Source organism: Romboutsia sp. LXY-2 (genome assembly GCF_056171995.1).
The window spans coordinates 524339-546224 of the sequence record NZ_JBKFGI010000004.1; the positions used below are offsets into that span (position 1 = coordinate 524339).

21 protein-coding genes and 1 other annotated feature are annotated in these 21886 nt (G+C 28.6%); of the genes, 2 read left to right on the forward strand and 19 right to left on the reverse strand.

Going from position 1 to position 21886, the window contains the following annotated elements:
* Nucleotides 1–2: 2 nt before the first annotated feature.
* From ACI48P_RS10780 to ACI48P_RS10850, 15 genes are all read right to left on the reverse strand, one after another.
* On the reverse strand, nucleotides 3–539 hold the full coding sequence (locus ACI48P_RS10780) for a (Fe-S)-binding protein (protein WP_475215542.1): 537 nt from the start codon (nucleotides 537–539) through the stop codon (nucleotides 3–5).
* The gene (locus tag ACI48P_RS10785; protein WP_475215544.1) at nucleotides 530–1693 is read right to left on the reverse strand and encodes an aminotransferase class V-fold PLP-dependent enzyme; all 1164 of its coding nucleotides are present in this window, start codon (nucleotides 1691–1693) and stop codon (nucleotides 530–532) included. Before ACI48P_RS10785 ends, ACI48P_RS10780 begins: the two co-directional genes overlap by 10 nt.
* Before the next feature lie 118 nt (nucleotides 1694–1811).
* Nucleotides 1812–2027, reverse strand: a complete 216-nt coding sequence (locus ACI48P_RS10790; RefSeq protein WP_475215546.1) for a hypothetical protein — start codon at nucleotides 2025–2027, stop codon at nucleotides 1812–1814.
* A gap of 103 nt (nucleotides 2028–2130) precedes the next feature.
* Nucleotides 2131–3057: a DMT family transporter gene (locus ACI48P_RS10795; RefSeq protein WP_475215547.1), complete on the reverse strand. Its 927-nt coding sequence runs from the start codon at nucleotides 3055–3057 to the stop codon at nucleotides 2131–2133.
* Nucleotides 3058–3690: 633 nt separating this feature from the next.
* Nucleotides 3691–4071 (reverse strand): hypothetical protein, encoded by a 381-nt coding sequence (locus ACI48P_RS10800; RefSeq protein WP_475215550.1) that lies wholly within the window; start codon nucleotides 4069–4071, stop codon nucleotides 3691–3693.
* 78 nt (nucleotides 4072–4149) lie between these two features.
* On the reverse strand, nucleotides 4150–4641 hold the full coding sequence (locus ACI48P_RS10805; RefSeq protein WP_475215551.1) for a hypothetical protein: 492 nt from the start codon (nucleotides 4639–4641) through the stop codon (nucleotides 4150–4152).
* A 26-nt stretch (nucleotides 4642–4667) separates the two neighbouring features.
* Nucleotides 4668–5132: a hypothetical protein gene (locus ACI48P_RS10810; RefSeq protein ID WP_475215553.1), complete on the reverse strand. Its 465-nt coding sequence runs from the start codon at nucleotides 5130–5132 to the stop codon at nucleotides 4668–4670.
* Between the two features lie 108 nt (nucleotides 5133–5240).
* The gene (locus tag ACI48P_RS10815; protein ID WP_475215554.1) at nucleotides 5241–5825 is read right to left on the reverse strand and encodes an ECF transporter S component; all 585 of its coding nucleotides are present in this window, start codon (nucleotides 5823–5825) and stop codon (nucleotides 5241–5243) included.
* Nucleotides 5826–6157: 332 nt separating this feature from the next.
* The gene (locus ACI48P_RS10820) at nucleotides 6158–7333 is read right to left on the reverse strand and encodes a DHHW family protein (protein ID WP_475215556.1); all 1176 of its coding nucleotides are present in this window, start codon (nucleotides 7331–7333) and stop codon (nucleotides 6158–6160) included.
* 12 nt (nucleotides 7334–7345) lie between these two features.
* Entirely contained in the window at nucleotides 7346–8761 is a 1416-nt protein-coding gene (locus ACI48P_RS10825) for an MBOAT family O-acyltransferase (RefSeq protein WP_475215558.1), read from the reverse strand.
* A 268-nt stretch (nucleotides 8762–9029) separates the two neighbouring features.
* Nucleotides 9030–9836 carry a pyrroline-5-carboxylate reductase gene (gene proC, locus ACI48P_RS10830; RefSeq protein WP_475215560.1) on the reverse strand — a complete coding sequence of 269 codons (807 nt, stop codon included), beginning with the start codon at nucleotides 9834–9836 and terminating at the stop codon, nucleotides 9030–9032.
* Between the two features lie 113 nt (nucleotides 9837–9949).
* Nucleotides 9950–12319, reverse strand: a complete 2370-nt coding sequence (gene hypD, locus ACI48P_RS10835) for a trans-4-hydroxy-L-proline dehydratase (protein WP_475215561.1) — start codon at nucleotides 12317–12319, stop codon at nucleotides 9950–9952.
* A 4-nt stretch (nucleotides 12320–12323) separates the two neighbouring features.
* Complete coding sequence (locus ACI48P_RS10840; RefSeq protein ID WP_475215563.1) at nucleotides 12324–13235, reverse strand: trans-4-hydroxy-L-proline dehydratase activase; 912 nt, start codon at nucleotides 13233–13235, stop codon at nucleotides 12324–12326.
* Nucleotides 13236–13254: 19 nt separating this feature from the next.
* The gene (locus ACI48P_RS10845) at nucleotides 13255–13818 is read right to left on the reverse strand and encodes a helix-turn-helix domain-containing protein (RefSeq protein ID WP_475215564.1); all 564 of its coding nucleotides are present in this window, start codon (nucleotides 13816–13818) and stop codon (nucleotides 13255–13257) included.
* A 180-nt stretch (nucleotides 13819–13998) separates the two neighbouring features.
* Nucleotides 13999–15357, reverse strand: a complete 1359-nt coding sequence (locus tag ACI48P_RS10850; RefSeq protein WP_475215566.1) for a 5'-3' exonuclease — start codon at nucleotides 15355–15357, stop codon at nucleotides 13999–14001.
* A gap of 217 nt (nucleotides 15358–15574) precedes the next feature.
* Here ACI48P_RS10850 and ACI48P_RS10855 point away from each other — a divergent pair, with 217 nt between their 5' ends.
* The gene (locus tag ACI48P_RS10855; RefSeq protein WP_475215567.1) at nucleotides 15575–15832 is read left to right on the forward strand and encodes a zinc ribbon domain-containing protein; all 258 of its coding nucleotides are present in this window, start codon (nucleotides 15575–15577) and stop codon (nucleotides 15830–15832) included.
* Between the two features lie 85 nt (nucleotides 15833–15917).
* Here the strand turns inward: ACI48P_RS10855 and ACI48P_RS10860 are convergent, their stop codons facing one another.
* The 4 genes from ACI48P_RS10860 to ACI48P_RS10875 all read right to left on the reverse strand — a co-directional run bounded on the left by ACI48P_RS10860 (nucleotide 15918) and on the right by ACI48P_RS10875 (nucleotide 21306).
* Nucleotides 15918–17273, reverse strand: a complete 1356-nt coding sequence (locus tag ACI48P_RS10860; protein ID WP_475215569.1) for a peptide MFS transporter — start codon at nucleotides 17271–17273, stop codon at nucleotides 15918–15920.
* 555 nt (nucleotides 17274–17828) lie between these two features.
* Nucleotides 17829–19034, reverse strand: coding sequence for a tyrosine--tRNA ligase (tyrS, locus tag ACI48P_RS10865; protein WP_475215571.1), 1206 nt, complete (start codon nucleotides 19032–19034; stop codon nucleotides 17829–17831).
* Between the two features lie 81 nt (nucleotides 19035–19115).
* Nucleotides 19116–19376, reverse strand: a binding site (T-box leader).
* Between the two features lie 111 nt (nucleotides 19377–19487).
* Nucleotides 19488–20318: a glycerophosphodiester phosphodiesterase family protein gene (locus ACI48P_RS10870; protein WP_475215573.1), complete on the reverse strand. Its 831-nt coding sequence runs from the start codon at nucleotides 20316–20318 to the stop codon at nucleotides 19488–19490.
* Nucleotides 20319–20337: 19 nt separating this feature from the next.
* Complete coding sequence (locus tag ACI48P_RS10875; protein ID WP_475215574.1) at nucleotides 20338–21306, reverse strand: YybS family protein; 969 nt, start codon at nucleotides 21304–21306, stop codon at nucleotides 20338–20340.
* Nucleotides 21307–21423: 117 nt separating this feature from the next.
* Between ACI48P_RS10875 and ACI48P_RS10880 the strand changes: the two genes are divergently transcribed.
* Nucleotides 21424–21870, forward strand: coding sequence for a GNAT family N-acetyltransferase (locus ACI48P_RS10880; RefSeq protein WP_475215576.1), 447 nt, complete (start codon nucleotides 21424–21426; stop codon nucleotides 21868–21870).
* Nucleotides 21871–21886: the final 16 nt, after the last annotated feature.

A 21886-nucleotide genomic window follows, 5' to 3' on the forward strand; every position in this document is an offset into this window, starting at 1 on the left:
TTTTATTCTAAATCATATCCCAATAATAGTATTATATTTTCAAGTTTTTCTAGATTATCTTTATTTCCCTTTTCAAATATATATTTACACCTTTTTAACTTATACTCATCTTTAATCAAATTAGTAGCAAATGCAAGACAAGTTGCCTGACCGCAGAATCCACAGTTTATCTTTGGTAAATATTGATATATTTCTAAAGGGCTCGGTAGTTTTTTTATTTCATTAGATGGTATTATCTCTGTTCTCTTTTCATAAACATAGTTAATCATTTCTTTAAGATAATCTAATATTTCAAAAGCTTCAGACTCATTAATTAATTTTGCTACATTAACTTCTTTACTATAAAAATTTATAAGTTTATCTTCATAAGAAAATGTAAAAGTCTTTGCATTTTCATTATATATACCATTTTTTATATAGCCATTAATGTATGGTAAAATATCACTTATATCTCTGGATAAAACAGCTTTAGCTCTGATTCTATTTGAGTCAGCAGTACAAGGTTGGATAAATTTTAGCATTATACTATCTAAATACATAGTGTTTCTCCTTCTTCAGATATATTTTCTAGTGCATTTACTAATTTATCTATATCTTCCTTTTTATTAAAGTATCCTATACCTATCCTAACTGCTCCTTTGTTAATTGTTCCCATTATTTTATGAGCATTAGGGGAGCAATGTAAACCTGCTCTAACCATAATATTATAATTAGTATCTAGCCTATAAGCTATCTCTTCTGCTGTCAAAGACTTGTGATTAAAAGATATTACAGCTAAAATCTTATCAACACATTTAGGACCATAAATTTCAATATCTTTAATATTACTTAATTTTTCTAATGCATAAGCTGTTAATTCTTTTTCTTTATGATGTATCTTTTCCATACTTTCCTTATTAATAAATTTAATACCTTCCCTAAGACCAATAATTCCACTTACATTTAATGTTCCTGTTTCTAATTTATTAGGATAATAATCTGGTTGATATTCGTATGCTGAATCACCACCAGTACCACCTACTTTTAATGGAGATACATCTACATATTTATTAACAACTAAACCTCCTATTCCCATAGGTCCTAGTAAACTTTTATGCCCCGTAAAAGCTAGCAAATCTATATTATCCTTTTTCATATCTATTTGGTACGCTCCAGCGCTTTGAGCTGTATCTACTAAAAAAGGTATTTTGTGTTTTTTACTTATTTTACCTATTTCCCTTATTGGTTGAATTGTTCCAAGTACATTTGATGCGTGTGTAAATATTATTAGCTTAGTTTTGTCTGTAATATGCTTTTCAACATTATTCGGATTAGTAAATCCATATTCATCACATTCAACTTTAGAAATAGTTATGTTTTTTTCTTTTTCTAATGTTTTCAAACATCTCCAAACAGCATTATGCTCCAAGCTACTTGTTATCACATGATCATTTTCTTTTAAAACTCCTCTTATTGCAAGATTTAATGATTCTGTAACATTCGATGTAAAGACAACCCTTTTAGGATCATCAAAGTTAAACATATTACCTATAAGTTTTCTTGTCTCATAAACAATAAAATCAGACTCCATTGCCTTTTGATATGAACCTCTACCTGAGCTTGTCCCATTGTTTATCATAAAATCATATACTGATTTTGCTACATTAATTGGTTTTGGATAAGATGTTGCTGCATTATCTAAATATATAGGCATATTTAATCTCCTCCTAAAGTTTGTTAAATCTTTATTCATAATATAATATTATCACAAAAACATAGCCAATAAAAAAAGTATGAAAATCTTTTTTGATTTCCATACTCTTATTAATATATTAATTATTCTCTCTATTTTTAAATCTGTATTCGGTTCTTAAGTTGTTAATTTTATTAGTAGTCTTTTTGCTATATTTAGCTTCTCCTCTAGAAGCTAAAGCAATATTTGCTTCTACTCCTGGTATTACTTCAGGACCAAGTTCTCTTGCTACTTCGATTCTTAAAGCATCAGGTCTTTTATTATACTTTGGTACTCTATTTGGATGTTTTGGCATATTGTCACTCCCTATTGATAATTTATTTCTCTTATAGTATTTATCAAATACTATTTTTAATACCTAAGTATCCATTAAATATATTAGTTATTTTGTAATTAATTTACAAATTATCAACCTTCTCCAAATACTCTTCGTCAGTGCAGTCACTATCTATATTATTATTTTTATAGATAAATGATAATTTTGTCTCAGAAGCTATAATAGAACCAAAAATTAATATACTTCCTATAATTAGTTTTAATGTTAATTCTTCTCCTATAAATATAATAGAAAGTATAGTACCAAAAACTGCTTCAGTTGATAAAATAATAGCTGTTTTTGTACTATCAACATTCTTTTGGCAAATTGTCTGAGTTACAAATCCTAAAATTGTACTAAAAAATGCTAAGTATAATACACCAGCATAACCAAGGCTATTTGCATTTATTTTTCCTTGGCCACTTGCTATTTGGAATAACATAGATAAAATAAAAGCTACAGCAAACTGAGTAGTAGTTAATACAATAGCATTATACTTTGGTGCCAATTCACTTGTAAAGAATATATGAAAAGCAAATGCAACTGCACCTAAAAGTGTCAACATATCTCCAATATTGATAGAAAAATCACTTTCTAAAGATAAAATTGCTATACCTAGTAATGTTATAAGACTACTTATTAATCCTATTTTATCTAACTTCCTTTTATATAAAATAAATCCAATGAATGGTACAATTACAACATTTGCTGCTGTTATAAAAGCATTTTTTGATGGTGTTGTAAATTGTAATCCTATTGTTTGAGTTGCAAAAGCAATAAACAAAATACTTCCCAAAAAAGTTCCTGCTTTAATACTTTCTTTATTAATATTTTTCTTAATAACTTTAAAAAATATTATCCCCAGAATTACTGATGCTAATAAAAACCTTAATGTAAGTATTTGCAAAGGCAATAACCCACCATCTAAAGAAAGTTGAGTACCTACAAATCCGCCTCCCCATATAATTGCAACAAAAATTAACCCTATTTCTCCTAAATATTTTTTCATAAGTTTCCCCCATTTTGATTTATATTTAAATGTCATATGTACTGACAATTATTCACTATATTTTAGCTTAATATATATTTATATAATTGTAAATATGTTAAACTAATTCATTTGGTAATCTTTCCTAATACGCAAAAGGGAAATTAGTAAAGATATTAAAGTATCCTCATAATTTCCCTTTTATTAGTGACCTCATAACTGGTTCTCCCATATTATTTAAGTTTGATTTGCATTATAAATATTTTATTTTGCAAATCCACATCCAAACTAATTAATTTCATCCTTACTTATTTAATTATTCAGCTTCATAATCAGGTGAGTAATCATCATAATCTAGCTCTTCTTCATAATCGAAGTATACTAACTCAATATATTCATTCATATATCCTACCTCCAACTTAATATTTTTTGCAAGTTTTCTTTTTTATCTTTCAGTCTTAAAACAATATATGCACTTATATTAGATATGTTTACACTTAATTTATAAAATTAACTTTATCTTAATACTAATTATATGTTAAAAATATCTATCGTTATTTTAATTCTGCATCTTCATTAAATTTATGACACAAAAATAGAGCTATTCTTATATGATGTTAGATCATATTAATAGCTCTTATTCTTAACACTTTATTATACCCTAGTTGTTGAAGTAAAGTCAAAAAATTTAGATGGTAGTAATGGTGGTATTAATCGTTTGACAGTATCAAAAGAAAAAATAACATTTCTCTTCACTCTTTCTCCGTATACATCTTTATATAAACAGGTGATATCATTTTCTATATCTTCTATAATATCATATATTCCCTCTTCATTTTTATAAGAAGCTGTCATATAAAACTTATTACTTTCTTCTTTATCTTCATATAAATGAAGATGGCTATAATACTTAGAATATTTAACCTGTAAATATTTATCTATGGCATTTAAAAACTTTATATAATCACTCTCTAACCCAGGTTCAACAATAATTTCTTTTACAATGTATAATGTGCTTTCAAATTGCTGATTCATAATTATTACCTCGCTCTATTGGGTTTTATTACTATCACTAACTATTTTATTCAGCATATTATTTTATGTGATTATTTTTTAGTTTTCTCCTTTTCCGTCATATGTGACAAGGTGATATATTGTCTCTTTTGATGCTTCTACCCATGTAATACAATCAGTAGGTATTCCTTCTGCTTCATTTACCTTAACGATTAGTAACTCATCTTTCGATAAAGATTTAGTTAACTGCTTAAACTCCGAATCTTTCTTTTCACTTAAATATTTTTGTATTGAAAAGTCAAAATCAACAAAATCTTCACCTATCTTATATAGTCTAACGTCTTCTATTTTAGTATCAGTTGAAATGCATAAAAGTAAATTTCCTTCATTATTGATGACTATTGGTGTTTTGCCTGCAGTTTTTAATTCATCAACTATTTTTTGTATATTTGCTTCATCTAAATCATAACTTTTTTTAATTTTCACCTCAGCATTTTTATTACTTATATCCTTTGAATTATCTTTACTTGAACATCCAACCATAATCACTAAACTTATTATTATAAGTATAAAAAGTTTAATTTTTTTCAATGTATCACTCCTAATTAAAAGATAATTTACTTCAACCCTAAACTTTCTAAATAATTTTCTCTTACACCATACATTATTACTTTTGTATCCTCTTTGTCACTATATATAACTTCAACCTTTCTATTACCATAATTATCATTAAATGTATCTTTTTTATTTATAAAGTCTAAAAATAATCTTATCGCTTCATCTTCACTACCAAGCATAACTGTAAAACCTTCTATAACGCCTCCAAATGAGTCTGTAGATGGTATAGTTAAACTCATATCATATCCGTCTTTTCCTTTGTTATTCTCAAATATTAATCCTTTTGTCAAATAATCTTCAAGAACTGTATCGCTTCTATATTCCCATTCATATTTATCTTTTAGTTCTAGGTACACATCATCACCTATTAGTTTTCCTTGTACAGCAAAAACTTGTACTAAACTTGATAAAATAACTACTACAGTTAATATTAATCCAATAAAATAACTTTTTTTTCTATTCATTTGTGTATTGCCCCCTATTTTCATTTGTTCTTAGTTAAATACTATCACTAATCTCAACAGAAAATTGTAATATTGAGTTGGTGATATTATGAAATTTCATACATTCTTCTACATATTCAATATTACTTCGGTTCTCTTATACAATGCTAGACTTATCAGCGACATAATACTTGCTTTAAGTAGATTAAAAGGTGCTATAATCCAAATAACAAACGTAAACTTGTCTACTATTCTTGGATTGATAACTGCACCCATCTCAATTACAGCTTCCATAGGCATTATATTTCCGTAAAACGGTAGTAATATATAAAAATTTGCAATACATCCAACTATAGTCATCGTTATAATTCCACATAACAATGCAATAATTACACCTATAAAGTCTTTCCTTTTTCTATATATATAAGACACTACTCCTACAAAAGAGCCTCCTATTAAAAAGTTTGCAAATTCTCCTATTCCACTTGTTGTTGACATTCCCGTAAAAAATTGAAGCACATTCTTTATTAATTCAATCATAATACCAGCAAGTGGTCCAAGAGCCATACCTCCTAGAATTCCGGTGATATCAGATATATCAACCCTTAAAAATTCAGGAAATAACATAGGTAATGGAGCAGACAAGAACATTAATACATATCCAATCGCACCCAGAATAGCAATTTTAACCAAAGTTGAGGTTTTAAGTATCATCTCACAAAGCCTCCTATATTATCCAAATAGTTTATAATATCACTATAAAAGAAAATTATGGTATTATTTTGCACCTAAGCAATCATATTTATACTAAATATACAAAATAACATAAAGTTTAATTAGTTTCACTAATGAATACTTTATGTTATTTATGATTCAAGAAATGAAAATAAATCTTAATTTTATAATTCACTTTCCTTAACTCATAAAAATATTGCCATCTAATCCTCATATATATCTATACTACTTATAAATATATACGATTGATTAAATGGCAATTTCTAATTTAGTTTATTAAATTTTTATTATTTTTTTTATATATTTTTTAATTATTTTTTCATCTCTTCTATCATTTCTTCAAAATCAACTGAGTCATACATAAACATTGCTATATTTGCATCACTTTTTTCTAAAATTTCACTACAAGTCATATCTATACTTTTAACATGTCTTGGATCAACAAGTTGAACTTCCTTAAATATATCTGCAAATAACCATGATGTAGGTGCTTGATAAGAGTCTCTGAAAATTATTATTTTTTTATCTATTAAAGCATCTTCATTTTGTATTTTCACAAAGGCTTCTCCAAACATATAAGCACCACCATATAGTATTTCTTCTTTGTTTCTAGCACTTGCAAAGCATTGTTCTTCTTTTATTTCAACCTCATTTTTTCCGTCATATTGAAAAAATTTATATTTATTCTTCTCCTTTAAATGAACATATGGTATATTTTCATTTTCATCAACTATTTTATTTAAATTTTTATTATAGCTTCCTAAGAAAAATCCTCTATTAAGATTAGTGCTTGTATAAGCATCCCATGATATATTATCTGCTATGTCCATCTCTTTCATAATATATTTAAATCCTTCAAAAGCTCCTATCCCATTCCAATGGTGGTCTGTTTTAAAATAAAAACTTTCTAACTTATCTTCATTAAAATTATCCAAGAAATAATTATCTATATCAATAAATTTTATACCTTCTTTATCGATATACTTTTTAAGAATATTCTTATTTTTCTGTGCATTACCTACACCTTCTGTATATTTTTTATATAAATGAGCTATAGCATTTTCTTTATGTGGAGTAGATACGTAATAAATTTCTTTATTCGATCCTTGCCCTATCTTTGCCATGTTATCTATATCATTTGCTAATGATTTTATTTTACTTTCATCAATATTTTTAACTGGAGTAGGCATAATCCAATTATTATCTAATAAATAATAGTTTTTAACTTTATTTTTACCAAAGGCTAATTCTAACTTTGTATACATATTAGAAAGCTCTTCCCTAAATGCAAATTGGTCAGAATAATAAGCTTCATAATCCCTAGCATAAGTATTATCCTCCATATCCTCTTTTGTAGGCTTTTGCTTAAGGGCTCTATTTTCTGATGTACTTATTTTTTTATCTGCATTTATAACATTTATAAAAAACAATCCAAGTATTAAAGTAATAAAAGGAATTGCTATAAACTTTGCTTTATCTTTATTCATATTTAAAACCTCCTAAAATCTAAAATATAAAAATGGATTATATGTTGAATTAACTAAAAATAAAACTATAATAAACATCAATGCTACCAAAGACGTTCCATGTAGCAAATAGACTATGCTATTTTCTAATAGCCTATCCCCCCTTAATTTCACAAAATCTGATATCTTCTTTAATACTGTAGTTGATAAAATTATTCCTAAAACTATTATCATCCAAGAATCATTAATATAAATTAAAAATGAGCTATTTATAATCTCATTAGATCCTAGACCAACTAAGACCTTTATAAAATCTATTGCTTGGTTTAAGTTATCTGACCTAAAGAATACCCATCCTATCATAACTATTAAAATTAAGTATGAATGTCTAAAAAATCTAGGTAATATATCTAGGATTCCTTGAATAAATGCCTTTTCTAAGGCTATAAAAACTCCAAAGTATAATCCCCATACTATAAAAGTTAAATTGGCACCATGCCATATTCCCGTTAAAAACCATACTACAAATAAATTTCTATATTGTTTTAACACATTTACTCTGTTTCCTCCAAGTGGAATATATACATAATCTCTAAACCAACTTCCAAGCGATATATGCCATCTTCTCCAAAACTCTGATACAGATTGAGATATGTATGGATAATTGAAGTTTTCTAAGAAATCAAATCCAAACATTTTTCCAAGACCTATTGCCATATCACTATATCCACTAAAATCAAAATATATTTGAAGCGTATAACATATAACCCCAAGCCAACCTTCTAATACTGATAAACTTGCAATCTGCGTACTGAATATACCATCAGCTACAAGACCTAATTGATTAGAAAATATGACCTTCTTCCCAAGACCAACTACAAATCTATTTACACCATCAGCAAATTTTTCTATAGAATGATCTCTTTTACTAATTTGATTATCTACAGTTTGATACCTTACTATAGGTCCTGCAACTAACTGAGGGAATAAACTTATATAAAGAGCTAAGTTAAGAATATTTTTCTGTACTTTTCCATCATTTTTATAAACATCTATGACATAACTCATTGTTTGGAATGTAAAAAATGATATTCCTAAAGGTAGGGCTATAGTTGGAATATTTATATTTGTTCCAATCATTAAATTTATACTATCGATAAAGAAATTAGTATATTTGAATACTATTAATATACTTACGTTTGAGATAACCGATAATATTAACCATAGTTTTTTCTTTTTATCATCCTTACTGGAAACCTTAATTCCAAATAGATAATTTATAAATATAGATAATATCATCAAATATATATATACAGGCTCACCCCATGCATAAAAAAATAAACTAGCCAAAAGTAATATATAATTTTTGAATTTATCTTTTAATGTGTAATATAAAATCAATACTGTTGGCAAAAATGAAAATACAAATAATAAACTGCTAAAAGTCATTTGATCTAACCCCTTTTCTATAAAAACTTATTTACAAACATACTTTAACATATTATTTTTTATTTTTTTTGATTGTTATTGAATCGTATACTTTTCTTTATAAATTTGTAATAATTAATAATATTAGAGCTATGACATATTCAAAAACACATCTACAGCAAGATACTAGTATATAAAAAAGGTTATTGCCATAGTTCAACAACTATAGCAATAACCTTTTCATTTCTCACTCTTATTTTGCCCAACAGTAGCAAAGTAGTCTTACGCACTACTTACTCATTTCTTTTGATTTTTCTATACAATTTCCTATTGCTTTTATTACTGCACTTCTAAATCCTTCTGATTCTAATGTTTTTACTGCCTCTATAGTAGTTCCTCCTGGTGAACAAACCATATCTTTTAACTCCCCTGGATGCTTTCCTGTCTCTAGTACCATTTTCGCAGAGCCCATTACTGCTTGAGCTGCAAAAGTATATGCTTGATTTCTTGGCATTCCAGCTAGAACTGCAGCATCAGCCATCGCTTCTATAAACATAAATACATATGCTGGTGCAGAACCACTAGCACCAATTACTGCATCTATCATATATTCTCCAACTACTTCAGACTTACCAAAAGAATCAAATATACTCTTTACCATAGATAATTCTTCATCAGTTACATTATTATTTTTGCATAAAGCACTCATACCTTCACTTACTAATGCAGGAGTATTTGGCATTGTTCTAACCACTTTCTTATCAGAACCTATTACATTTTCAACTGATCCAATAGTCTTTCCTGCTGCGATTGTAACTATAACCTTTTCTACATCTATAAATTCTTTTACAGAATCTAAAACTATATCATAAATATTTGGTTTAACTGCCACTATTATTATATCACTATTTTTAACTACTTCCTTTGAGTCTTTAGTAGTAGCTACTCCAAATTCACTATTTACAGCATCTAAAGCACTTTGATTTAAATCAGAAACAGTAATTTTTCCAGGTTCAACTAGTCCTGACTTAACTATCCCACCTATCATCGCCTTTGCCATGTTTCCAGAACCTATAAATCCTATACTCTTATTCATTTTACACATCTCCTTATTTTGTTATGTTAATATTTTAGCATTACCTTTATATTAATAAAACTCTAGCCTACTATGTAATAGACTAGAGTCTTAATATTAATTAATTGTTTCTCTTAGAACGTTTGCTCCGTTCTACCTATTATCTCATCTTGTAGTGCTCTACTTAAGTTGTTGAAATGGTCACTATAGCCAGCAACCCTTACTATTAAATCCTTATACTCATCTGGATTCTCTTGTGCTTTTAGAAGTACATTTTTGTCAAATACATTAAATTGAATATGATGTCCATCCATATTAAAGTATGCTCTTACTAAATTCGCCATATTATCAAGACCTTCTTCTGATTCTACAACAGAAGGTGCAAATCTTTGATTTAATAATGTTCCACCAGTTTTTAGATGATCCATTTTTGCAGCTGATTTTATTACTGAAGTAGGACCATTAGTGTCTCCACCCTTTTCAGGTGAAATACCTTCTGACAAAGGTTTTTGTGCAAGTCTACCATTAGCACTCGCCCCCATTACTTCACCAAAGTATACGTGACAAGTAGTAGGAAGCATATTTATTCTATATTGACCACCAATTGGTGACTTTCTTCCAGTTACTTCATTATAGAATGAGTTAAATACATCTTTCATTAATTCATCAACATAGTCATCATCATTTCCATACTTAGGAGTTTTGTTAACTACTAAATTATAAATTTGTTCATGATTTTCAAAGTTTGAATCTAGTGCATTTAATAATTCATCCATATTAAATTTCTTTTTATCAAATACATTATACTTAATTGCTGATAAACTATCTGTTATTGTTCCTATCCCAACACCTTGAATATACTTAGTGTTATATCTTGCTCCACCTGCATTATAGTCTTTACCTGTTTTTATACAGTCATCAATTATAACACTCATAAGAGGTGCTGGCATATGCTTAGCATATATTCTTTCTATTATATTATTTCCTTCAACTTTTATCTCAATAAAATGATGTAGCTGCTTTCTATAAGCATCCATTAATTCATCATAAGTCTCAAAGTTTCTAGGATCACCAGTTTTAATACCAAGTTGTTTTTTGCTAATTGGATCATATCCATTATTCAGTGTTATTTCAAGAATTTTAGGTAGGTTTAAATATCCTGTAAGTATATAAGCTTCTTTTCCATAACATCCAGTTTCTACACATCCACTTGTTCCACCAAGTCTTGCATCTTCTAATGTTTTGCCAGCTTCCATTAATTCTTGAATTATAGCTTCTGTATTATAAAACGCTGGTTGCCCCCAACCTTTTCTAGATATCTCGCAAGCTCTCTTCAAGAATTTTTGAGGTGTTTTTCTACTTATTTGTACATTCGAGCTTGGTTGAAGTAATTTCATTTCATCCATGACATCTAGTATTAAGTAACTTACATCGTTTACACCATCATGTCCATCTGGAGTTACACCACCAGTATTAATATTTGCAAAGTCAGTATATGTTCCACTTTCTTTCAATGTAATACCTACCTTTGGTGGTGCAGGTTGATTATTGAATTTTACCCATAAACATTCCATTATCTCTTTAGCTTTATCTCTATCTAATATACCTTCCTCAATATCTTTTTCATAGAATGGATTAAGATGTTGATCAAATCTTCCAGGTGTAAATGCATCCCATATATTTAATTCTGTTGTAACCCCTAAATGAACAAACCAATACATTTGTATTGCTTGGTGATAAGTTTTAGGAGCATACGCTGGGACTACATCACAGTTACTTGCAATTAGTAATAGATCTTTAGCTTTTTCTTCATCAGTTTCTTTAGCTGCTAACTCTCTTGCATATTGGGCATATCTTTTACCATATATTATTATTGCATCACACGCAATGTCCATAGCCTCTAAATATGCCTTTTTGTCATAAGCTTCTAGGTCATTAACAAAATCTAACTTGTTAAGCTCTTCTTTTATATCTTCTTTAAATTCTAAGAATCCTTTTTTATAGATTATTCCACCCTCAACTGTATGCCCAGGAGATCTTTGTTCCATAAATTCTGTGAATATACCATTTTCATAACAGTCTACCCACTCTTTGCTCATAGAATTTATTATTCTTTTTCTTAATTGTCTTTTCTCCCAAAATGGTATGATTTCATTTTTATGAATATTTTTTATTTCATCACTTACTTTAAATGATATATATTTTCTTTGATCCATTACATCTAAATCTTCTAATGTGTGGCAGCATAACTCTGGATAAGTAGGTGCTCCTTGTGGTCCTTCACCTTTTTCTCCAACTATTAACTCCCCATCGTTTATACAAAGTTTTCTATTTTCCATATAGTATTTAAATGCTAAAGCTCTTAATACTGGTACTTCAACACTTCCTTCAAACTTCTTATAAGCTTCTGTAAAAAGTCTCGCCCTTTCAATTGTAATGTGAGGTATTGCATCCATACTTTGCTTTCTTAACTTTTTAGTTCTCTCAAAACTTCCTCTACCCATAAGTTTATCCCCCTATTTTAGTATTAAAATTATTACTTTCAAATAGTACTTTTATTTCATCTAGCTTTTTATCAGTTGGTCTAGCTAGTTGTTCCCCATCATATACCATATCTAGTTTTTTGTACTTATGCATCCCTATATTGTGATAAGGTAATAGATTTACATTCTTTATTTTTAATGGTTTTAAGAAATCAATAATCTTATTTACCTCAATATTAGATTCATCTGAATTAACTCCATTAATTAAAGGAATTCTAATATTAATGTTTGCGCCATAATCTGATAGCTTCCTTAAATTATCTAATATTACGTCGTTACTCTTACCTGTAAAAGCAATATGCTTTTCTTCATCAATTAATTTAATATCATATAGGAATAAATCAACATACGGCAATAGCTTTTCGAAGTTATCCCATTTTGCATAACCACAAGTATCTATTACTACATCTACACCTTTATTTTTACACTGTTTAACTAGATTTTCTATATAGTTAATGTCTTGAGTCATTATCTCTCCACCTGATAACGTAACTCCTCCACCTGATTCTTCATAAAAAAGTCTATCTTTATATATTTCTTTTACTAAATCTTTTATTTCATAACTTGTGCCAACGATTTCCCTAGCATTATTAACACAGTAATCTAGGCAAGTTTCACAATGACAACATTTTTCTCTATCTGTAGATATACTCTCATGGTTTGCACTTATTGCCTCACTTGGACATTTACTTATACAAAGTTGGCACTTACTGCATCTTTCTTCATTATATAAAACTTCTTTGCTATAAGCTTGGCTTTCTGGATTATGGCACCACTTACATTCTAACGGGCAACCTTTAAAAAATATTGTTGTCCTTATTCCAGGGCCATCATGAATACTACATTTTTGAATGTTTATTACTAATGGATTTTTCATATAATCACCTGCACATTAATTATTTTCCTTCAAAAGGATTTGGCGTTGCTACAACAATCATTTTGACCATTTTATTTGTGTAATTAGCCCAGTTGTGATTTGCAGAAGAGTGATAATGAATACTATCTCCAGGATATAACTCATATTGTTCCTCTTCTAAGAAGATTGTCAATGTCCCTTCTAATATATAAATAAACTCTTCGCCTTCATGCATATAAGGCTGAATATCTTCCTCTGTATTATTTGGTAAAATTTCAATAAGCCTAGGTAGCATACCCTTATCCTTTAAATTATTTGATAAATTGTACTGAATACACCCAGAAGTACATATACTAAATACTTCTTTTTCATAGCTTCTAATTATTGGCCTTGATAGCACTCTTGGCTTTATAAAAAAATAAGACAGTTCAACTTCAAATACTTCTGCAATAACTGCTAACGTATCTGTAGCAATGCTGGTTAATCCCCTTTCAAGCTGAGATAAAAAACCAATAGATAAGCTTGTTTTTTCACTAAGCTCCTTTAATGTCATTTTCTTTTGACTTCTAAGCCCTTTTACTTTTTGCCCAATGTCTTTATTCATCGTTCCCCCTCATTTGTTATTTGTCTTAATTTTAACATATTATGGTGATAAATATCTACATAAATTATTTATTCATGAAAATTTTTAAGTATTACTAAACTTTATATAATATATATTATATATAAATAAAAAAAATCCTCCTAAAATAAAAATTTTTTTGAGGATTTTTGTATTTTTTTGTTATTTAATTAAACTATTCATTTGTAAACTAGCAAATATCTCTCTCATCTTCTCTTTATTAATATCTAAATATAAATCTTCTACTTTTAAAGATTGAACTTCTTCTATATCTGTTTTTATTGTAGCTAATTGCTTGCTTATAAATGCGTCTTCTTTGTATGTTAATAAATTTTTAATTGGTGACCTACTAATTCCTAGACTTTCCTTAAAGAATTTAGACATTTCTTTTTCTTCTTTAGCCTCTAAACCTTCAATATTATTATATATTTCTTCAAGTGAACCATAATGAGCTACTAATGGAACACTCGATGTAGGACCCACATTCTTTACTCCTCTAATATTATCTGATTTATCGCCTTCAATTGCCTTTAAGTCAATTATTTGTATAGGTTCTATACCTTTAAAATGTTTAACATAGCTTGGTGTATACTCAAATATTCCGTTTGGAACATTAATATCTTTTCTATTAACTTCCATAGATTTGTACATTTCATCAGACTTACCCGTAACCATCCATAGCTTAGTATACTCTGATACTAACTGTATATAATCTTCATCTTTTGTATGAAGATATGTTGGAATCTCTGTTTCAAATTTCTTAACCAAACTTCCAGCAAAATCATCAGCTTCATAGTCACTATGAGAAAATACAGGTATGTTTATTTCTTCAAGAATTTCTGTCAACAACTTAAATTGGTCTCCTAAAGGCTTTGGAGTCTCTTTTCTATGAGCCTTATATTCCGGATCTATTTCTCTTCTAAAAGTATTTCTACTTCTATCTAGCACTACTGCTAAGTGTGTTATATTTTGCTTTTCTATTAATGGGAATAATGTTTTGAAGAACATATATATACCATTTGTATATATGCCATCATCAGTTTGCATTAACTTAGTATATGCAACTTCCTTTTGTTCTTCTGTTTTAGCAAACAACAAATCCCTTGCAGTTGCATAAAAACTTGTAGATAATAGAGATGATCCATCTACTATTAAAAACTTATTTCCTTTAATTACTTCATCATCATCAAATATTTTATCGCTATTTTGTACTAACTCAATATTCTCCAATACTACTTCACTATTTTCTTCTTTACTATCTTCTACAATATTAAATATTTTGCCTCTTAAATCTGTGTCTATTTTAGATCCTACATAACTATTTAATCTTATGTAGTCCCTTCTTTCTAAACCTGATTTTTTTATCTCATCTTCACTATATAAATCTTTTTTTAACTTATTTATATGCTCTAAATGAGCATCATCTATTTTATATCTTTCCTCTATATATAATGCATGTGAATTATTTTCTAATTTTTCTTTTTTAGTCTCTATTTCTAAAAGGTCAAATAAATTATTCATTTTCTTCTCCTTTTCTAACGTTATCAATCTATTATAACACACAAACTAATTAAAATCTCCTAATTCATTACTTCGAAACTTTCACTTATTATTCCATATAGATAATTTAATGTATATTTACAATAAAAATAACAAATTACTAACATATACAGTTAGCTAACCTAGTTATTCTAACAAGTTTATCAATTATTTATTACGCAAAAGGAGTGTTGTAACAATGGAAGTCAATAAATACTGTCAGAGCTGTGCCATGCCACTAGCAAAAGATAAAAACAGTGATGGTCTTAATTCTGATAGTAGTAAGAGTAATATATACTGCAACAGGTGTTATAATGATGGTGAATTTACTCAACCTAATATTACAATGGAAGAAATGATATCTCAAGTAAGTAATAAAACGAGAGAAATGAAGGTACCTTCTTTTTTATCTAATTTTTATATAAGAAAAATCCCTAAATTACAAAGATGGAAATAATAAAACCTCCGATATTAATATCTGAGGTTTTTATGATGAAATAAAGATAAGCTATTGGGCTATATCATTTTATTAATAATTAATTTTAGTCTTCTACTAAAGCGCTTAGCTTCTTATCTAAGCCCCATAGAACTATACCACATACAACAACTACTAAACCAACTATAGCATATGCAGGTGCAAATGAATATTGTTCTAAGAACTCATATAAGTACCCGTAAGTTTTACCAGCAACGAATACTGCAAATGGCCAAACCCCCATCATTAAACCAAGTAATTTCGCAGGAGAGAATTTACTTATGAATGAGTTTCCAAGTGGCGAGAATACCATTTCACCAAGAGACATTAGTATACCAACCATTACTATCCACATTAAACTTGCTTGACTATCTCCTCTTAATACTTCAGCTAATGCCATTACACCAAATGAAGCTCCAAGAAGTAACATACCTAATGCAGTCTTTTTGAACATACTTAAGTCTCCTTTTGGAGATTTTGCAAGTTTCGTCCAAACCATAGCTAATATTGGTCCAAGTATTATACAGCAAAGAGCATTTAATGAATCGAACCAAGAAGATGGAACTGCAAAGTTTCCTATCATCCAGTTAGCTTTGTTAGCATAATCAAAGTCTGGTCCCCAATGGTATAATACTGGCATGTATGTTAAGTACCAAACTACCCAGAATACTATTGAGAATATAGTAACAAGAATTATAGCACCAACTCTTGCCTTTTCTTTTTTAGTTAAAGGTGCATCATCATTCTTTTGAACTTTCTTATCTGAAGAGCTTTTTACTTCATCATTTTTGAATGGCTTTTTACCAACTTCACCAAATGAAGCATTTCCACCTATAACAAACCATACTGTATCTAAGAATAAAAGTATACCACAGATTAAGAATGTAGTTCCGAATCCTGCAGAATATGCTATGAAAGATACAAATGTAGTACCTACGAAAGAACCTATGTTAACAAAAGAATATTGTAAACTGAATGCAGCATCAAGATCTTCTTTGTTATCAAATAATTTTCCGTTTATACCTGAAACATTACCTTTGAAGAACCCTGTACCAATTGATACAAGTGCTATCATTGCCCAAACTAAACCTGTTGAAGTTTGAAGAGATGATTGCCATCCACATAAGTAACCAAGTCCCATAAGTATTGTTCCTATAGGAACACATAATCTAGGGCTTAACCATTTATCTGCAATAAATCCTCCAAGTATTGGAGTTAAGTAAGTGAACGCTACTAAGTTTGCAGTCATTTTAGCACCGTCAGCTGGAGTAAGTCCAAGTCCTCCTGATGCAACAGAAGCAACTATGAATACTGCTATTAACCACTTAGAAGAATAGAACGCCATACGTTCTAAAGTGAAAGATAATGCACAAACATAAAATCCAAAAGGATATTTCTTTTTAGCTTTAACTGAATTTTCCATATTTCCCCCTATTTTTTACTATCTTTATCTCTCTTGCATATGTCTGAGCTACTCTTTTCTGATAAAGAGAGATGTTGCATATACAAATAAATAATAGTATTAATATAATTGCATTTCCTTTGTAAAAATTTGATGGAAAGAAAATAATAAATCCCCTTTATCTTATTCCATTCTAAAGTTTTAAACTTACAAATACTTTTTACTCATTAATGATATTGTCAATTGGATAATACTTACTCTATTTTTTCAGTATAACCTTTTCCATTTCGACATTTTTTCCACTAATACCCATTTTAGCCCCCTTTTTTTAATTATTTCATCACGTAAATATTATCATATACCTCATTTTTATACAATATTTTTCAAAGGAATATTTACATATATTCTGATTTTTTTGTATAAAACTAAAATTTTGTAGATTTAACTTGATTTATATCATCTTTTATGTTTTTATAGATGGAAATTGAAAATATCTATAACCTTACAAAAAACTTAACTTTACTATCTTTATAACAAAAGGTTATACCAAATAACTTGATATAACCTTTAAATATACTACTTAACAACTATTTTTATAAACTTTTTCTTTCCTATTTGTATTACTAATTCACCTTCAGCTTTAACGTTTAAAAGGTCATCTACCTTATCACCATTAACCTTTACTCCACCCTGCTTAACTAATCTTCTTAATTCACTCTTACTCGGTGCTAATTTATTATCAACAACTATTTGTCCTAAATCTAAATTGTCTGCACTTGCTTCTACTGTTAATATATCCACTGGTATTTGCCCTTTTTGGAATACTGATTTGAATCTTTCTTCTGCAAAGTTAGCTAATTCTTCTCCATGGTATAATCTAACTATTTCTTTTGCAAGTTCCATCTTTACATTTCTTGGGTTAACTCTATCTTCTTTTAAGTCTTCCTCTATCTTATTAACTACATCAGGATGAACATCTGTAACTAAGTTGTAGTATTTAACTATTAACTCATCTGGTATTTCCATTGCTTTTTGGTACATTACTCCAGCTTCTTCATCTATGCCAATGTAGTTGCCTAAACTTTTACTCATTTTGTTAACACCATCTAAACCTTCTAATAAAGGCATCATTATTACGACTTGAGATTCTTGGCCAAACTCTTTTTGTAAAGCTCTTCCCATTAATAAGTTGAATCTTTGGTCTGTTCCACCAAGTTCTATATCCGCTTCTAAAGCAACTGAATCATATCCTTGCATTAGAGGGTAGAAAAATTCGTGAACTGATATTGGAGTGTTGCTTTCGTATCTCTTCTTAAAGTCTTCTCTTTCTAACATTCTTGCTACCGTAATTGTAGCTGCTAATTTTACTACATCTTCAAAGTTTAACTTAGATAGCCACTCACTATTGAATCTAACTTCTGTTTTTTCTGGATCTAAAACTTTGAATATTTGCTCTTGGTAAGTCTTAGCATTTTCTAATACTTCTTCAGTCGATAATGCTTTTCTTGCACTTGATTTACCAGTAGGATCTCCTATTCTGCCTGTGAAATCCCCTATTAGTATAACGACCTTGTGTCCTAAATCTTGTAACTGCTTCATTTTTCTAAGAACAACAGTATGACCTAAGTGTATATCTGGTGCTGATGGGTCAAGTCCTAATTTAACTACAAGTTGTCTATTTTCTTCTTGTGCCTTTTTTAATTTTTCTTTTAAATCTTCTTCACTTATAAGAGTATCTACACCCTTCATAATTATCTTTATTTGTTCATCTAAGCTTATCATTATGATACCTCCAAATTTTATATTAACTTCTGCTTTTATATAACGAAGTTTATTTCAATAAAAAAAGCCCTCGTCCTCATAATAAAGGACGAGAGCATTACTCACGTGTTACCACCTTAGTTTATCAATATTTCACAATACTGACCTTAGTAAGTACTCTGAATTTAATCAGACATACTTTAGCACTATAACGGGTGCTATCCCGATGATTGCCTACTAGTTGTTATCTTTCGGAATCACTGCTCCAAGATGTATTCAAGCTAACTCATTTGCCCCTCTCACCAACCGGGAACTCTCTGTTAAACTACTATTAGCTCTACTTCTTCTTATCATAGCTTTGAATTTTTATAAATATATTTATATTTACTATATTAATTTTTTTTTAATTTGTCAACTTCTTTTTATATATTATTTACAATATTTTTTTAATAATACATTTTTTTCTTATATATATTACTTTGCCATAAAGTTCTCCATAATTATATTATCACAGTATTTATAGGCTTCTCTTTCTTCTGATTCATTCCTTATGGTCCATCCTATTATCGGGATACCTTGCTTCCTTAATATCGTTACCCTAAATTCTGGTAACCCATCTGCTTCATATGCAATATAGTTTGGTTTACTTTTAAAGTTTAACATTAAGTTTCTAAGGGCAAATTTTTCATATAACTTTAAGTTTTCAGCTCCTTCTCTCATTGTTCCAGATAGCTGTCCTCTAATTACTTCGCTAGCATTATTTTTGTACCATTCTAAAACAAAAGGATTAAACGACTGAACAGAGTAATCTCCATTATAATTTTTAGTTAATTTATAAGTCTCTTCCCCTAAACTTATTACTTCTTTACAGTTTTTTATTTCTATAATTGTTGGTACACTTCCATCTACCAATTGTATTACATCTTTAAGTAGAGGAATTTTTTCGTTACTATCTAATAAAGTTATTTTACTTAATTCGTCATATGTTAATTCACTTATATCTCTTTTATCCTTAGTTATTCTACCTAAATTTTCGTCGTGAAAAACTACTACTTGTTTATCTTTCGTGAATCTAACATCAAGTTCTATAGGATATCCATTATCAATTGCATTTTTAAATGCTCCCATTGAGTTTTCTGGGTAAGTATTATTATGTAACCCCCTGTGAGCAATAGGGTGTTTAGTTAACCAAGTTATATCTCTATCCTTTATTTTTTCTCCATTTGATATATACATATAGCAAAAAATAATTAATATTACTACCAATCCTGTTATACTATATAGCACCTTGCTTCCCTTTCCCATAACTCACCTCTTAAATAATTTATTTTTGAATCAAGTTATTTGCAAAGCTATTAATGAGATTTATTTGCTTTACTCTAATATTTATTCTTTTATTTAATATTGTATCTAAAATGATTAATGTAATAGTCGCAATTCTAAACATAAACACTATTGATAATATTGTTATTAATGTGATTATCCTAGCATAAGAAATTTTTTGATACTTTGATATTAAATAATTTTGTATCGAGCTATAGCAATCTCTTAATACAAAGTATATACATAAATACTGAACTGATATTACAATAGTCTTTAGATGACCACTACCAATGTTAAAACCACTAAGTTTTATCATTTCTACTAAAATTAGATATGTTACTGCTCCACAAAAAACATTTTTTGAACAACACATAAATCTTCCGAAACTCCTAAAGTTTCCTATAATATACATTTTTTTCTTTGCATTGTCTTTTAATATGTTTAACTTCTTACCTACAAATAAAGATAATATGTATATGCTAAATACAGTACCCATTGGAAATAAAGCAATTAACATATAATAAACTACTTCTATGTATTCTTTGTATAAAAATTTTTTTGACATACCTTGGAATTCTTGAATAAAGCTATAGCCTATTAAAGCTGAAAAATATACATCAATTAAAACCATTACTATTACTCCAATAATCGAAGCATAAACAATATCATCTAATATTGTGTTACTTTTCGAAATAAGATATCCACACATAATTCCAAGTATAATACTTTGACTAGCCCATATTGCAGTACCTATATCACCTAAAACCAATCCTACTATCACTAAAGATGTTATAGCAGATAGTATTGTGTACTTAAGGTCACACTTTAAGCATACTATGCAAAAAAATACTGGTACTATAAAATCTAAATATATAGCATATCCAAATCCTGTTCCTATAAATATGATAGCTGTTATCACAAACAACGAGGATAAAAGTGCTGCCTCTGTTAGTTTTTTTGTATTGTTCAACGCTTTACCTCCAAAAGTTATTAGCTTATAATATTACTAAATTCAATTAAATAATATTAATATTTTTATTTATAATAATATAATAGTACTAATACTACAATAGATAAAGGGGGCATTATGTTTAAAATCAAACATTTTAATGAACTAACTGTAAATGAGTTATATGAAATCGCTAAAAGTAGATATGAGGTATTTGCTTGTGAACAAAAAATCGTTGATGAAAACGACTTTGATGATATTGATAAAAACTGCTATCATCTTTTCTTAGAAGATAATCAAAAAGTAGTGTCTTATGCTAGAATTATTCCAAAGGATTTTTCTTCTTATAATGATACTTCCATTGGGCGTGTACTTGTTTCTAAAGAATATAGAAGAAAAGGACTTGCACAAAAGATGATGAAATCAGCTGTTAAATTTGTAAATGAAGAATTATATGAAAATAGCATTACACTATCAGCTCAAGAATATATAAAAGAGCTATATTTAGATTGTGGCTTTAAAGCTATTTCAGATGTCTATGATGAAGTAGGAATTCCTCACATAAAAATGCGACTAACAAAATAGCTGTACATAGTACAGC